At 51.8% G+C, this 13,059-nt stretch carries 11 protein-coding genes and 3 pseudogenes; 10 read left to right on the top strand and 4 right to left on the bottom strand.

All coding sequences use genetic code 11. The annotated features are described in order from the left end of the window. Positions 1–110: 110 nt before the first annotated feature. The 3 genes and pseudogenes from ACI48J_RS00305 to ACI48J_RS00315 form a co-directional block, all read left to right on the top strand. Positions 111–563 carry a MarR family winged helix-turn-helix transcriptional regulator gene (locus tag ACI48J_RS00305; RefSeq protein WP_405081158.1) on the top strand — a complete coding sequence of 151 codons (453 nt, stop codon included), beginning with the start codon at positions 111–113 and terminating at the stop codon, positions 561–563. Between the two features lie 379 nt (positions 564–942). Next, on the top strand, positions 943–2,487 hold the full coding sequence (locus tag ACI48J_RS00310; RefSeq protein WP_405081159.1) for an ABC transporter substrate-binding protein: 1,545 nt from the start codon (positions 943–945) through the stop codon (positions 2,485–2,487). A 58-nt stretch (positions 2,488–2,545) separates the two neighbouring features. Next, positions 2,546–2,752 (top strand): annotated as a pseudogene (locus ACI48J_RS00315) (ABC transporter permease); the annotation flags it as partial. 199 nt (positions 2,753–2,951) lie between these two features. Here the strand turns inward: ACI48J_RS00315 and ACI48J_RS00320 are convergent. From ACI48J_RS00320 to ACI48J_RS00330, 3 genes and pseudogenes are all read right to left on the bottom strand, one after another. Next, positions 2,952–3,191 (bottom strand): annotated as a pseudogene (locus tag ACI48J_RS00320) (diadenosine tetraphosphate hydrolase); the annotation flags it as partial. A gap of 98 nt (positions 3,192–3,289) precedes the next feature. After that, the gene (locus ACI48J_RS00325; protein WP_405081160.1) at positions 3,290–6,202 is read right to left on the bottom strand and encodes an EAL domain-containing protein; all 2,913 of its coding nucleotides are present in this window, start codon (positions 6,200–6,202) and stop codon (positions 3,290–3,292) included. A 256-nt stretch (positions 6,203–6,458) separates the two neighbouring features. After that, positions 6,459–6,641, bottom strand: coding sequence for a transposase (locus ACI48J_RS00330; protein WP_405083290.1), 183 nt, complete (start codon positions 6,639–6,641; stop codon positions 6,459–6,461). 195 nt (positions 6,642–6,836) lie between these two features. Between ACI48J_RS00330 and ACI48J_RS00335 the strand changes: the two are divergent. The 3 genes and pseudogenes from ACI48J_RS00335 to ACI48J_RS00345 form a co-directional block, all read left to right on the top strand. Then, positions 6,837–7,190: pseudogene (locus tag ACI48J_RS00335) on the top strand (oligopeptide/dipeptide ABC transporter ATP-binding protein); the annotation flags it as partial. Between the two features lie 84 nt (positions 7,191–7,274). Then, positions 7,275–7,790 (top strand): hypothetical protein, encoded by a 516-nt coding sequence (locus ACI48J_RS00340; RefSeq protein ID WP_405081162.1) that lies wholly within the window; start codon positions 7,275–7,277, stop codon positions 7,788–7,790. A 170-nt stretch (positions 7,791–7,960) separates the two neighbouring features. Then, the gene (locus ACI48J_RS00345; RefSeq protein WP_405081163.1) at positions 7,961–8,737 is read left to right on the top strand and encodes a hypothetical protein; all 777 of its coding nucleotides are present in this window, start codon (positions 7,961–7,963) and stop codon (positions 8,735–8,737) included. On the opposite strand, the gene ACI48J_RS00350 is transcribed toward ACI48J_RS00345, so the two are convergent. Continuing rightward, positions 8,712–9,590 (bottom strand): LysR family transcriptional regulator, encoded by an 879-nt coding sequence (locus tag ACI48J_RS00350; protein ID WP_326051372.1) that lies wholly within the window; start codon positions 9,588–9,590, stop codon positions 8,712–8,714. The two genes, ACI48J_RS00345 and ACI48J_RS00350, sit on opposite strands and share 26 nt — an antisense overlap. Positions 9,591–9,721: 131 nt before the next feature. On the opposite strand from ACI48J_RS00350, the gene ACI48J_RS00355 reads away from it, so the two are divergent. The 4 genes from ACI48J_RS00355 to ACI48J_RS00370 all read left to right on the top strand — a co-directional run bounded on the left by ACI48J_RS00355 (position 9,722) and on the right by ACI48J_RS00370 (position 12,989). Continuing rightward, the gene (locus tag ACI48J_RS00355) at positions 9,722–10,183 is read left to right on the top strand and encodes a nucleoside deaminase (RefSeq protein ID WP_326051373.1); all 462 of its coding nucleotides are present in this window, start codon (positions 9,722–9,724) and stop codon (positions 10,181–10,183) included. A gap of 2 nt (positions 10,184–10,185) precedes the next feature. Beyond that, positions 10,186–11,493, top strand: a complete 1,308-nt coding sequence (locus ACI48J_RS00360; RefSeq protein ID WP_405081164.1) for a uracil/xanthine transporter — start codon at positions 10,186–10,188, stop codon at positions 11,491–11,493. 165 nt (positions 11,494–11,658) lie between these two features. Beyond that, positions 11,659–12,327: an MgtC/SapB family protein gene (locus ACI48J_RS00365; protein WP_326051375.1), complete on the top strand. Its 669-nt coding sequence runs from the start codon at positions 11,659–11,661 to the stop codon at positions 12,325–12,327. A 161-nt stretch (positions 12,328–12,488) separates the two neighbouring features. Beyond that, positions 12,489–12,989, top strand: coding sequence for a hypothetical protein (locus ACI48J_RS00370; protein ID WP_405081166.1), 501 nt, complete (start codon positions 12,489–12,491; stop codon positions 12,987–12,989). Positions 12,990–13,059: the final 70 nt, after the last annotated feature.

Raw genomic sequence — 13,059 nt, forward strand, 5'->3', positions numbered from 1 at the left:
TCTGCTCCCTTCAAAAAAGATATTTCCCGATTCCGGAAGAAAAAGCATTGACGCCATATACTTATCGTTATAATATTTATCGTAATAAATAAATGCAGGAAAGGAATGCCATGAAACTTACCGATTATTGCGTCAAGGTGGGAGAGCTGCTGCGGGTGATCGATACGAAACACGCCAAAATCGTCAACCAGCACTATTCTCCGCATAATCTTACGGCTCCGTCGATCAACATTTTGCTTCTTCTCGATAAGGAAGGGGCCATGCGGGTCAGCGATATCGGATCGGCGCTCAATATGGTCGACAGCAACGTTTCGGCCATTTGTTCGCGGTTGGAGAATATGAACCTGATCGAGCGATTCAGGACGAAGGAAGACCAGCGTGTGGTGAAGATTCAGCTGTCCCCCGAAGCGGAGGACAAGATGAAGGATATTATCGCCAACGTGCAGGATTTTCAGGAGCTTTTCGTTAAAAACTCGTCGCAGGAGGAGCTTAGGGATATCGTCCGGGGACTTTCACTGCTGGAACGGCTGCTGGATAACGTTTTGAAAGAAAAGATGAAATAAGCTGCCGGAATACACGCGTTTGAAAGCTTGAAAGATGCCGACCGGCTAGGCAGCCGGAGCTGTTTATGCAGCAACGGGCAGCCGGATGGCAGGCAATCATCACCAGCTTCCGAAGATGCCCTGGTGAACATCAAAGATGCGGCGTCGGTTGCGATCGGCGCAATGGCTCGGCAAGCGTCATGAAGGCCACGGAAAACCAAGGAAGACATCAAAGGCGATGGTGCCCTGCTCGAGTAACCTAGGCCGGGTGTTCCGCTATCGTTTATCCGACTAAACAGATAGGTATAGATGTAAACAAAAAGTTCGCCGGAATTCCGGAGTTTCATTCTTTATTCAGGAGGGATTTTTATAATGGTCCAAAAGTTTAGCCGCTGTCCTCATGTCCGTCATTCTTCTATCGGCAAGCGCGTGCAGCGGCACGGGGAGCCCGGAAGGGGCGGAGAGCCCGTCCGCTCCGAAAACCGGCGGCAGCCTTATCGTGGCGATCAAGGACGATCCGAAAACATTCAATCCGCTGTACGCCGGGGACCGCATGTCCCTTACGATCGGCAAGTCGCTGTTTGCGCCGCTTTTCAGCATCAATGACGGCAAGAAAACGTTCGTGCTTGCGGAGAGCCTGACGCCGTCCGCGGACCTCAAGTCATACGTGCTGAAGCTGCGCAGCGGTCTGACGTGGCATGACGGGCAGAAGCTGACGGCCGACGACGTCGTGTTCTCCTTCGAGCAGGTGCTGGACGAAAAGCAGCACAGCTATTTCCGCAGTCTGTTCGTGCTGGACGGCAAGCCTATCCAGGCGAAGAAAATCGACGACCTGACAGTGGAGTTCACGCTTCCGCAGACAACGGCCGCATTCGAGGGCGCGCTGGTCCAGCTGATTCCCGTTCCGAAGCATATTTTCGCCGGAGAAAGCGATCTGGAGAAAAGCTCCAAGAACAACCAGCCGGTCGGCTCCGGACCTTTCAAATTCAAGGAGTACCGTCCGGGAGAATATGTGACGCTGGAACGGTCCGACTCTTATTTTGCCGGGAAAGCGAAGCTGGACAGCATCACTTACCGCGTGGCCAAGGACAGCAGCGCGGCAGTACTTGCCCTCCAAAACGGGGAAATCAATATGATGCTGATCGAGCCCCAGGATTACAACAAAGTGAAGGGCACCGGGCAGGCAAACGTCATTACGTTCCCTTCGGGCGGAGTCACGACGATGGTGTTCAATACGAACATCGAGATGATGAATAAGAAGGAAGTCCGTCAGGCTATCGTGCACGGCCTCGATAAGAAGGAACTGATTACGACGGGCTTTTCGTCCCAAGAGTTTGCGGAGCCGGCTTCTTCCATTTTTTCGCCGGATACTTTGTACCAGCAGAAAGATCTGAAGGGGTACGAATATAATCCTGACAAAGCGAAGGAACTGCTTAAAGCGGCCGGGGCCGAAGGGCTGAAAATCCGCTTCGCGTACTTTAACGGCAGCAAGGCGGAGGAGAACATGTCGCTTTACTTGCAGCAGAAGCTGAAAGCCATCGGCGTCACCGTAGAGCTGATTCCCCTGGACGGAGCGGCGCTCGGCAAGAAAGCCCTGAACAAAGACAACAAGGAATACGACATGTCCTTCGGCGGCTACAGCATGGGCTTCGAACCCGATGCCTACAAAGCGCTCTATCTTGGCAGCGGATCGTACAATTATTCGCATTACAAAAACAGCGACTTCGACGCGCTGTGGACGAAAGCCGCCGTGGAGACGGATCCCGCCAAACGCGCGAAGCTTTACCAGTCGATCCAAGAAATTTCCGCCGAGGAGGTCACGACGTATCCGATCGCTTACGGCAAGTCGATCGTGGCGGTAGACGCGAGATTCGGGGGTCTCGAAGAGGCTGTGCCGAAACAGGTTGTGCTGTTTGACGATTACTCGAAAATCTACATGAAATGAGGCCGGTAGTCCGGACGGAATCGACGACAACCAGGCGTCATTGACGGAGGAATTTCTTTTGGGAAAATACGTGCTGCACCGCATCCTGCAGTTGATACCTATCCTGCTCTTTATTTCGATTGTCTCGTTTGCGCTGATCCGGCTGGCGCCCGGAGATCCCGTGCTTTCTTTTGTAACGCCGAATATGAGCCCGGAGGATGTGGAGCGGATCCGGCAGAACATGGGGCTGGATCAGCCCCTGTACATCCAGTACGGGTTATGGCTGATGTTCGGTGAAAATAAAGTATTAGACTGGAGTCATTGATTTAACGGGGGTTTTGAATTGAAGATTAGTCAGCTTTTGAAAAATAAGTTTTAGACTGATTTATTAAAAGAAGCAGCGGCAGAACAAGACTTGATAAATAAAGTCTTAGACTGCCGCTGTTGTTATTAAACTAACGTACCCGTTAGTTTAATAAGCAAAGTCAATTCAAAGTATTTTTAAGTTTTCCTATACACTTAATTACATGGTTGATATTTTCTTCGTCATTCATAGCATTTCTTGAATGTAAAAGTGCTGGTATTAAGGATTCAACGGAGTTCCCAAACTGTTTCATTCACTCATATCGTGGAACCATCCAAAGATGAAATTGATGTGTGGTGTCCTCATTGTAAAAATAGTAAACATAATCGATTCCAAGTTCTTTTCTTTGGGCATCTCGAATTTCCCTATTAGAAGCAAGGTTAACTAATCAAGGGAGAATCCTCTCTCATGGAAGGAGAATGGGAGGAAAGTAGGATGTGCATGATTGCCTCTTAAATCTCAATCGGGTTTCAAACCGATCAAACACTGATTTAATAAAGTGCGGTCATTATTATGAAGGTCAAAGACCAATCCATATTCATTTATATCTTCCAATTCGTTCTTAAAAACAATGTTCCCTTTGAACCGGAACGTTCGATCAAGGAGTTTGGCCCTGATTTGTATCATAAAGTCTCGACTTACAGGCAAACTCAACGTCGATACGAAATGCAGATCGTTGATGTCTATTTCTTTAATCGCGACTTCCGTTACGCCTAATTTAATATCTTCGCCCTTTATTTTGACTATGGTCATATCTGCATGTAAGGGAGGTGTGAAATAACTTCGCTTCCCGGCTTTTCTGTCTTTTCCGTGAAGTCCGCTCTCAGACTTGGCCTCTTTGGGAGGCAGTGTACCCCGGCTCAGCAACATGATAAACTCATGCTCGGGAACCGCACGGCTAAATATGTAGCCTTGTACTTGATCGCAAAGATGCTCTTTCAAGAACTGAAGCTGGTCCAAGGTCTCTACGCCTTCAGCAACAATTGTCATGTTCAGGCTTTTGGCCATCTGGATGATCGCTTGTGTGATGGACTTCTCCTTACTGTTTGCTGCGGTTACCTCTTTCATGAAGGACCGGTCGATTTTTAAAATATCAATAGGAAAACGAGTCAGGTAGGACAGAGAGGAGTAACCCGTGCCGAAATCGTCCAAGGCCATTCTGATGCCCAGGTTTTTCAACTCGGCCATGGTATCCTGAATCGATTCTTCATGCTGCAAAAAGACGCTTTCCGTTATTTCGAGCTCGATCCATTTCCCATGTACGCCAAAGGTTTGGAGTGTATCATGCAAATTCGACACATAGTCTCTCTCCAAAAAGCTTTTGGGAGAGATATTGATCGATACGGGCACTTTTTTCAGACCTAGTCGATCCCACTTGGACAGGTGCTCACATACGGTTCTTGATATCCAGTCTCCAATTGGTAATATGAGTCCGGTCTCTTCGGCCAGAGGGATGAATTCCGCCGGCGAGACAATGCCCCACTCCGGATGGTTCCACCGAATGAGCGCTTCGGCGCCCAGGATCGTTCCGGATCGGGGGCACACTTTGGGCTGGTAGTAGATCTCGAATTCTTCATTCGATATGGCCTTTCGCAGGCCTTTTTCAAGCGAAAAGATCCGAAAGGTATTCACGTTCATCGATGAAGTGTAAAATTGGTAATTGTTTTTGCCGTTTTCCTTGGCGCGAGCCAGCGCAATATCGGCATTTTTAAGCAATGTCCCGCCGTCGTTACCGTCAGAAGGGAAGATGCTTATGCCTATGCTGGTTGTAAGGAACAGCTCATATTGATCGATATAGAAAGGCTTTTGAATCTCTTTTAAAATATTTGCAGATAAGACTTTCACTTGCTTTTCGTTTTTCAGATCACGAACGATTACCGTAAAATTGTCTTCTCCTATCCTAGACAATATCGTATTACCGGCGCCGATACACGAGCTTATTCGATTGGCCGCCATTTTTAGAAGCTCATCGCCGTATGAATATCCCAATGTTTCATTTACATATTTAAAACGGTCCAAGCCCAATTGCATAACGGCGATCTTGCTTTGCTTTTTGTTCGTGGATTTGATCGTATCGGTTAATTCGTTTTCCAGGTATCTCCGGTTAGGCAATCCCGTTAAATAATCATAGAAGGCCAGTTGATGGAGTTCGGCTGACGCGCGCACCTCATCCGTGATATCAACCAATGTTCCTACCAAGGAGGGGATCCCGCCCAAAATCAATAATTTCACATAGACTTCGACATCCATTAATTGCCCGTCTTTTTGGATAAGCTTTATACGTTCCGAACTATTTTGCGGATACCCGTTCACGATGTCACTTATTCTATCTCTCATGGCATCCCTGTACTCGGGCGACAACAGCTGAAGAACATCCATTTGGAGCAGGTCCGACTCGCTGTAACCGGTTTTATGGATAATATACGGGTTGGCATAAGTCAGTTTCCCATTTTGCAAGATGATGACGCCAACCAGGGCCTCCGTAACCAGGCTGCGATAAATCAGTTCGGATTCCCGCAGTTTATCCTGGATCGCTTTTTTCTCGGTGATATCTTGAACAATACCGAGAAGTTCTTCAGCCTTGCCGGATTCATCCGTTATGACTTCAGCCCTCCCCAATAAAGTGCGTACTTCCCCGGCACCACGAATGATCCGGTACTCGATCTCCGATGATGCTTGGTCTCCGTTGATCATGTCTCCAAAAAAGCGAAATACTTCAACAGCATCCTCCGGGTGAAGTGATTGTTTTAGGTCATCCAATGAAAAACTCGAGGATTTCTCTATACCATGAATGTGGAATAATTCGTCGGACCAGTGTATTTTGCGGTTTACGAGATCCCAATCCCAGTTGCCTGTCTGGACCATCTTTTGAGCGTAGGCAAGCCGGTTTTCACTTTTTCTCAATTTGTTTTCCATTTCTTTTTGAGCCGTGATGTCAAACAGAAAGGTAAGGATTTCACGACGGGAATGGTCCGGATTAAAAATGGGAATTTTTACGACATCAAAGGTCGCCGAGTTTCCGCCCAGCATAAGAGAGGTTTGCAGTTGAAATTTTTGTTTGGATTCCCACGTGATTCGATCCGATTCTTCGGTAAACTTTAGCAATTGTTCATGGTTGTCCGCGATTCGGATTATCTGATCAACCGTTTTTCCGGTATAATCCTTTATTTTTAGTTTGGAAGATATTCCTTCACTGGCTCTGTTGATGCGTCCCTCCCCGTCTCTGCTGATCAAATAGCCGAAGGTATCAATAACAGCAAATAATAGATCATTTTTATAGACATATTCATCCTCGACGAGAGGCTTGGTATTTAACTTGAATATGCTTTCATATGTGGTTTCCAAAAAGCTTTTGATGATACTTTTCCGCATCGACCGTCAGTCCTTTGTGTTTTCTTAGATGGTTGCATTTGTATCCGCATTGCTATGAGCAGGTATGAGGGAAAACCTATTTGCGGCGCGCAGTTTTTAGATTCGAGGTGATTCATACGAGCGATTTAAGTTATTTTTCCGTAAAAGGCAGTTCCGTGTGAACTTAACTTATCAATAAAAATATATGAAGGAAGTTATTACGAAAGGAACGAAAGGAAGATCTCTAAAAACCGTATATTTAGACTGAACTTTTGAATTACATGCGGACACAAAGCCTATCGATGGCCTCCATCGGCCTGGCATTGACGCGTTTCATGAAGGTGGCGACGTTGATGCGGATGTGGTAAAACTTCTTGCAGAATAGGTTGTGGACGACATCGCTTTTCAGCCACTTCCATAGCCCTTCAACCAGATTGAGATCCGGTGAATACTTCGGCAGAGACGAACTTCATCACCTACCGGAAAGGGTCAATTGATGTAAACTGCCCGTTAGCTTAATGCTGTTCCCAGTCTAATACTTTATTTTCCTAGTCTAATCCTTTATTTTTCAGTCTAATGGTTTATTTTCTTTTTACAGCTGAAAAATGTGCTGGCGGGCAATTTCGGATACTCGCTCAACAATCACAGGCCCGTGCTGACCTATTTGTTCATCGCCCATGATTTATCGATGGTCCGGCACATTTCCACCCGCATCGGAGTGATGTACCTGGGCAAGCTGGTGGAGGTCGCCCCGAGCGAGGAACTGTATACGAGCCCGGCGCACCCTTATACGGAGGCGCTGCTTTCCGCGATACCGGTTCCCGATCCGAAGGCCGCGTCGGCAGGCGCCCGTATTCTTCAGGGGGATCTGCCGAGTCCGCTGGAGTCGATAACGGGGTGCAAATTCCGTTCCCGCTGTCCGTTTGCGATAGGCCGCTGCGCGGTGCAGGAGCCGCAGCTGCGGGAGATCGCCCCCGGGCATTATGCGGCCTGCCACTTGCATGAGTAGCGGAATTTTCTATAAACTGGGATAAGAATAGACCAAGATGCGGCAGGCAGAAACAGGGGCCGCTTACGAATAGAGGTGTTTCTTATGGAGAAACAGGCAAGATTTTCGCAAAAAACGGCTATATTACTGGAGCGTGTGCGCCGGTTAGGCCTTTCCGACGAGGTGCTGCTGGCCAGTGCGGCGTCCGGAGATGTAAAGCCTTTGCAGGAAGTGTCCGGCAGCGATTCCGGTTACGAAGATTTTTTCGTTTACGGGGAGGCGCACGGCGAACAGATTGCCGAAGGCATCCGAAACGGCTACCGGATGAAATTCAATACCATCGGCGGGCTCCAGTCGTGGCTCAAAGAACGGCTCGGCCGGGAAGCCGGAACGGATTTCGCCGTGTCCGAAGGACGGATCGACGGACTCTCGCTGGCGGCGGACGAAGCGGAGCTGCTGCGCAGCTCACTGGCTTCAAACTGGCTCCTGCTGGAGGCGCCGTCATCTGCGGGAGAGCAGGCGGAACAGGCATCGGCGAATGAGGATGCCCCTACACTCCCGGTTCCGGGACAAACCGGCACTTACTCGCTTTTTCTTAAATTTTTGTCCGAGAGGGACTGACACACAAGCAGAGGCTGGAATCCGTGCTTTATGCGGTTCCGGCCTTTTATTGATACGAGCGGGCAAGAGAGCGGACGTCCGGAGCAGGCAGAAGCGTTACATTGTTATCCGAAACAAGCGTCCGGAACCTATCCCTCTTAGAACCCCAATAGAAAGGAGGTCAGCCTGACATGCTGCCGACAAGCGAATTCCATACGTACAAGCCCGCTATTCTTTCACTGCCGGCGGATCGTCCGCTCACCAAGGAAGACCTTCTCACAGGTGATTTTCTGATGAAGAGAAGCGGCCGGCTGGCCATGTATTACGCGCCTCACAACGAATTTGTCCGTCCGGGCGCCCAAGTCGTGATCGTGGGGATTACGCCGGGCTGGACCCAAATGAAAACGGCCTTCGAAACGGCCAGGGCCGGTCTGCTCCAAGGACTGCCGGACGACGAAATCGTCCGAAAGGCGAAAGAAGCGGCAAGGTTCTCGGGAAGCATGCGGCGCAACCTGATTTCGATGCTGGACGGTCTTGAGCTGCACCGCTATCTGGGACTGGCTTCGAGCGAGGAGCTGTTCACGCAAGGCATCGGCTCCGTGCTGCATACGACTTCTCTGCTGCGGTACCCCGTTTTCGTACAGGGAAAAAACTACACGGGCGCGCAGCCGCCTCTTCTGTCCGATGAATTTCTGCGGGAAACCGCCTTCGCTTTCACGAAGGAAGAATTGGAGCGGCAGCCCGGGGCGCTGATTATTCCGCTTGGAAAGACGGTAGAAGGTCTGCTGCAGCGGATGGAAGAGGAAGGACTGCTCGGGAAGTGCGGCATTCTGCACGGGTTTCCGCATCCTTCCGGGGCGAACGGTCACCGCCACAAGCAGTTCGCCGATAACCGGGAAGCCATGATGCGGCAGCTGGAGGAGAAGTTCGGACGCGCGCAGATTACCAGTTCCGGTAAGCGTCGATAAACGCCCGGGAAGCCCGTGAAAGCCACCCGTCCTTCAGGCCGATCAAGGCCGATTGCGCCGGAAGGATGTCGCCTTCGAGGGGAATATACCGGAGAAGCGGGCCCGGATGCAGCTTCGGCACGGTTTCCGGCACGATTCCGGCTCCGAGTCCCGAAGAAACGAGCTGAAGCAGGGTGGACATGTCGGAACACTCGCACACGATGTCGGGTTCGAGCCGCCTTTTCGCGAATTCTTCGTGGATCATATGATGAAGTCCCAGCCCCTCCGTACTCGGAATAATCAGCGGATACTCGCGGATCTGCTCGAACGTGACGGGGCTCTGCGCCTGCATGTCGCCGGCCGCCGTTACGAAGCAGTAACGCTCCGAACGCACATAATGCACCGTGAAATCCTGCAGCGGCAGGGGAAGCGGCATGCGAACAATGGCCAAATCGATGGCCTGTTCTTTGAGCAGCCGGCAGAGAAGCGACGATTCGTTCTGATGGATTTTGAACGTAAATCGGGGATAGTTCTGCCTGAATTCGCCCAGTATACGGGGAAGCAGATCGTCGGACAGTGTATTGACCCCGATGCAGAGCTTGCCCGACCAGCCGCTCCGGACGGCATGAATCTCTTCCTGCGCTTCTTCCATGGAAGCGATGATTTTAACCGCGTGTTTGTACAGGGTCCGGCCTTCCTCGGTGAGCAGCATTCTTCGGCCTTCTCTGCGGAATAAAGCGGCGCCGAGCGTTTCTTCCATCGCTTTCAGCTGCTGGCTGAGCGGAGGCTGGGCGATATGAAGTTTTTTGGCGGCGGCCGTAATCTGTCCTTCTTCCGCGATGGCTTTGAAATAATGAAGTTGTTTCAGATCCAACCCGATCGTCTCCTTTTTCCATACGAAAATCATATAGGAAACAAATTTTATTGATATTATTTATATACTTCCCATCATGATACCATGGAAATGCCGTATAAATCCGAGTCATGGAAAGAGGGAACTATCCGATGGATTCTACTGATGTTTTTATAAAGCGGGCCGTAGAGCTTGCATGCACGAATACCCGTGAAAAAAAGGGCAAGCCGTTCGGGGCCGTTATTGTAAAAGACGGCCGGATTATCGCCGAAGGCGTGAACGATGTGCTGGAAACGCACGATCCTACCGCACATGCCGAAATCCAGGCCATACGGGAAGCGAGCCGTGTGCTCCGGCAGCCCGATTTATCCGGCTGTGAGCTGTATGCCAGCGGCGAGCCCTGCCCGATGTGCCTGTCCGCCGTCTACTGGGCTAAATTCAAGGCCGTCTATTATGCGTATACGGAAGAGGAAGCCTCACGAATCGGAATGAGTACGAAATTCGTTTACGATCAGTTGGCGCTTGCTCCCGAGAAAAGAGTCGTCCAGCTTGTCCGCGTGGAGCCGGATTGTCCGGATCATCCCTACGCGGTCTGGAAAGAAAGCCAGGCCTGAACATGCGCGCGGCATTAACGCCCAAGATCGGTCTGGCGGGTCTTCAATGGATGTTTTTCATCCTGACGAACACGATTGTGGTGCCGCTCACACTGGGACACGTCTTCCAGCTGCCGCCAGGTCAGATCACCTTCTCCCTGCAGGTGTCCTTTGTGCTGACCGGTGCCGCCTGCATGCTCCAGGCATACTGGGGCCACCGGCTCGCCCTGATGGACGGTCCGGCCGGTGTCTGGTGGGGCTTCACGCTCAGCATCGCCGCATCGGCCGCCGCAAGCGGCGCGGATATGAAGGCGGTCGGCGGGGGACTTGCCGCCGGGTACCTCCTATCCGGCTTGATGATGGCCGTCCTCGGGCTGCTCGGTTTCGCGCGTATTCTGCGCAGGCTGTTTAACCCGGTCGTCATCAGCGTCTCTCTGTTCCTTCTGTCCGCCCAGCTTATGGCCAACTTCTTCAAAGGCATGCTCGGCGTCGGGGAGGACGGGCGGATGAATCCGCCGGTAGCCCTTCTGTCGGTGCTGATCGCGCTATTTGTCGCGGTGGTTTATATGAAGGGGCACGGATGGGTGAGCAACTTTGCCATGCTCTTCGGCATTCTGCTGGGCTGGGCCGCTTACGGGCTCACCTTCCCGGCTCCCGGCAGTATGCCGGACCGCGCTGCTGCCGTACAGGGGCTTTTTCCATGGGGAATTCCCCGGGTGGATGCCGGCATCATGGCGGCTTCTTTCATCGTCGGTTTCATCAACATGTCCAACACGGTGACGTCTTTAAAAGCCGCCGAAAAGCTGTACGGCGAAGCCGCCACGGAGAGCCAGTACCGCCGCTCGTTCCTGATCACCGGCCTGATGACCCTGCTGACGCCGGTATTCGGCCTGATCCCGTTCGGCACCTTCACCTCTTCGATAGGGCTGCTGGAGAGCATGAAGATCCTGCACCGCCAGGCTCTCGCAATCGGCGGAGGGCTTTTTCTCGTGCTGGGGCTTATCCCGCCTCTCGGAGGATGGTTTTCCGGTCTGCCGGTCAGTGTCGGGAGCGCCGTTCTTTTCGTCGCTTATCTGCAAATGTTCGGTACGGCCGTCCGTTCGGTGGAGGGAACAAGATTCGATTCCAAGACCATTTACCGGCTGGCCTTGCCTATTCTGCTCGGTGTCAGCATCATGAACACGCCCTCCGCTGTATTCTCGGCGCTGCCCGTTTATATCTGTCCGCTTGCGGGCAACGGTCTGGTGGTGGGGATCCTGATGTCTCTGATCCTGGAAACTTGCGTAAACTGGACAAAGCCGGATATCGCGAAGGAAAAGGGCTACGATTGAAAAAAGCTGCATAAGCTGGAAATCAGACAGCCAAAACGGGGTAATAAACAGGAAACCGCCAGGACGGCGTTATTCTGACGGTTCAGCGGTTTAATCGCTTGATGGCCGATCGGCTTAACGGCTCCGGCCGTCTTATAGTGGAAAGACGCGGCAGGGAGTGAGAATATGGTTCAATTCGATTACTTGTTGAGGGTGCTTGTCGCCGGGATATGCGGAGCGCTTATCGGCTACGAGCGGAAAAGCCGCTCCAAGGAAGCGGGGATCCGGACTCATTTTGTTGTGGCCGTGGGTGCGGCGCTTATGATGACGATATCCAAATACGGCTTCCAGGACCAGCTGGACTGGCCCAATCTCGGGTTAGACCCTTCCCGTGTGGCTTCGCAGGTGGTCAGCGGAGTCGGCTTCCTGGGCGCCGGCATGATCTTCATGCAGAAGCGGACGGTGAAGGGGCTTACGACCGCTGCCGGCATCTGGGCTACCGCCGGTGTGGGGATGGCCGTCGGTTCCGGCATGTACGGGCTCGGAATCGGCGTAACGCTGCTGATCCTGGCTGCGCAGAAGGTGCTGCACGGCCGGTTCAACTGGCTTGCGTCTCCGAGAAGCGAGCACTTGTTCATGCGTCTGGCCAACGAGCCGGATGCTTTGGAGAACATGCTGGCGGCCATCCGAGGCAGGGGCATCGAAGTGCTCAGCTTCACGATGGACAATGCAGCCAAGGAAACGGACGAAATAGTTCTGGAGATCACCGTAAGGCTGCCCGAAACGTACCGGGTGGAAGAACTGCTGAGCCTGACCCGCGAGGTTCCGGCCCTTCTTACCATCGAGGTTCAGTAAGAACGCTGCAACAAATACCGTCCCCCGTCATGGAGGGCGGTATTTGGTTTGAACGCGGAAAGCCCGCGCTGCATATACTGTACAACCGGAACAGAAGCGCCGGAAAGTTTTGTAACCGTTCGCAGAGTGGATATCCAAACTTTTTCGCCGAGGTGAGGCTGGTGGGAACCCGATTATTAGCCGAGCAGTTGATACAGCAGCGCTATCCTCATTTGAGATATGTCCGTGTTCATACAGACGGTAAAAATACGGCGGTCATTTACGCGTGGAACGAAGAACTGCTTCTTACCGCCGAAGATATGGCCAAATTGAAAGAATTCGCTTCGAGTTATTTGCTTCCTCATGTTTGTTTTAAAGTAAAACCTTACGACCAGCTCAAGACGGACAGTATTCCCCAGGCCCGCATCCAGGAGCTGCCGGAGACGATCTGGAAAGCGGCGGTGGCCCGGGAATCCAACCAGTACCGCATTGCGGCGGCGCTGAACGATTTGTTCACGATGAGTATCCGCTTTACGTTCAGCCGGTACGACTCCGTCACGGGCACCGTCCATTTCGTGGCCCGGGCTTCGATTCCCGTTACCGATGCGGTCAAAGAGAGGGTTCAGCGTTACCTCTATGAAATGATTCCGCTCGGGACCCGGAGCGAGGTTACTTACTATTGAATGGTCTTCGGTAAAAAAACAAATCACCCCTGTACGGAGCGGTTGCGCTTCGGCACAGGGGTGACCTATT

It is taken from the genome of Paenibacillus chitinolyticus, from assembly GCF_045038035.1.
Classification (GTDB): domain Bacteria; phylum Bacillota; class Bacilli; order Paenibacillales; family NBRC-103111; genus Paenibacillus_F; species Paenibacillus_F chitinolyticus_A.

Coding starts and splice junctions, on each gene's coding strand:
- ACI48J_RS00340 (WP_405081162.1), top strand. CDS start 7,275: ATGGAGAAACAGGCAAGATTTTCGCAAAAAACGGCTATATTACTGGAG.
- ACI48J_RS00360 (WP_405081164.1), top strand. CDS start 10,186: ATGCGCGCGGCATTAACGCCCAAGATCGGTCTGGCGGGTCTTCAATGG.
- ACI48J_RS00355 (WP_326051373.1), top strand. CDS start 9,722: ATGGATTCTACTGATGTTTTTATAAAGCGGGCCGTAGAGCTTGCATGC.
- ACI48J_RS00365 (WP_326051375.1), top strand. CDS start 11,659: ATGGTTCAATTCGATTACTTGTTGAGGGTGCTTGTCGCCGGGATATGC.
- ACI48J_RS00325 (WP_405081160.1), bottom strand. CDS start 6,202: ATGCGGAAAAGTATCATCAAAAGCTTTTTGGAAACCACATATGAAAGC.
- ACI48J_RS00310 (WP_405081159.1), top strand. CDS start 943: ATGTCCGTCATTCTTCTATCGGCAAGCGCGTGCAGCGGCACGGGGAGC.
- ACI48J_RS00305 (WP_405081158.1), top strand. CDS start 111: ATGAAACTTACCGATTATTGCGTCAAGGTGGGAGAGCTGCTGCGGGTG.
- ACI48J_RS00345 (WP_405081163.1), top strand. CDS start 7,961: ATGCTGCCGACAAGCGAATTCCATACGTACAAGCCCGCTATTCTTTCA.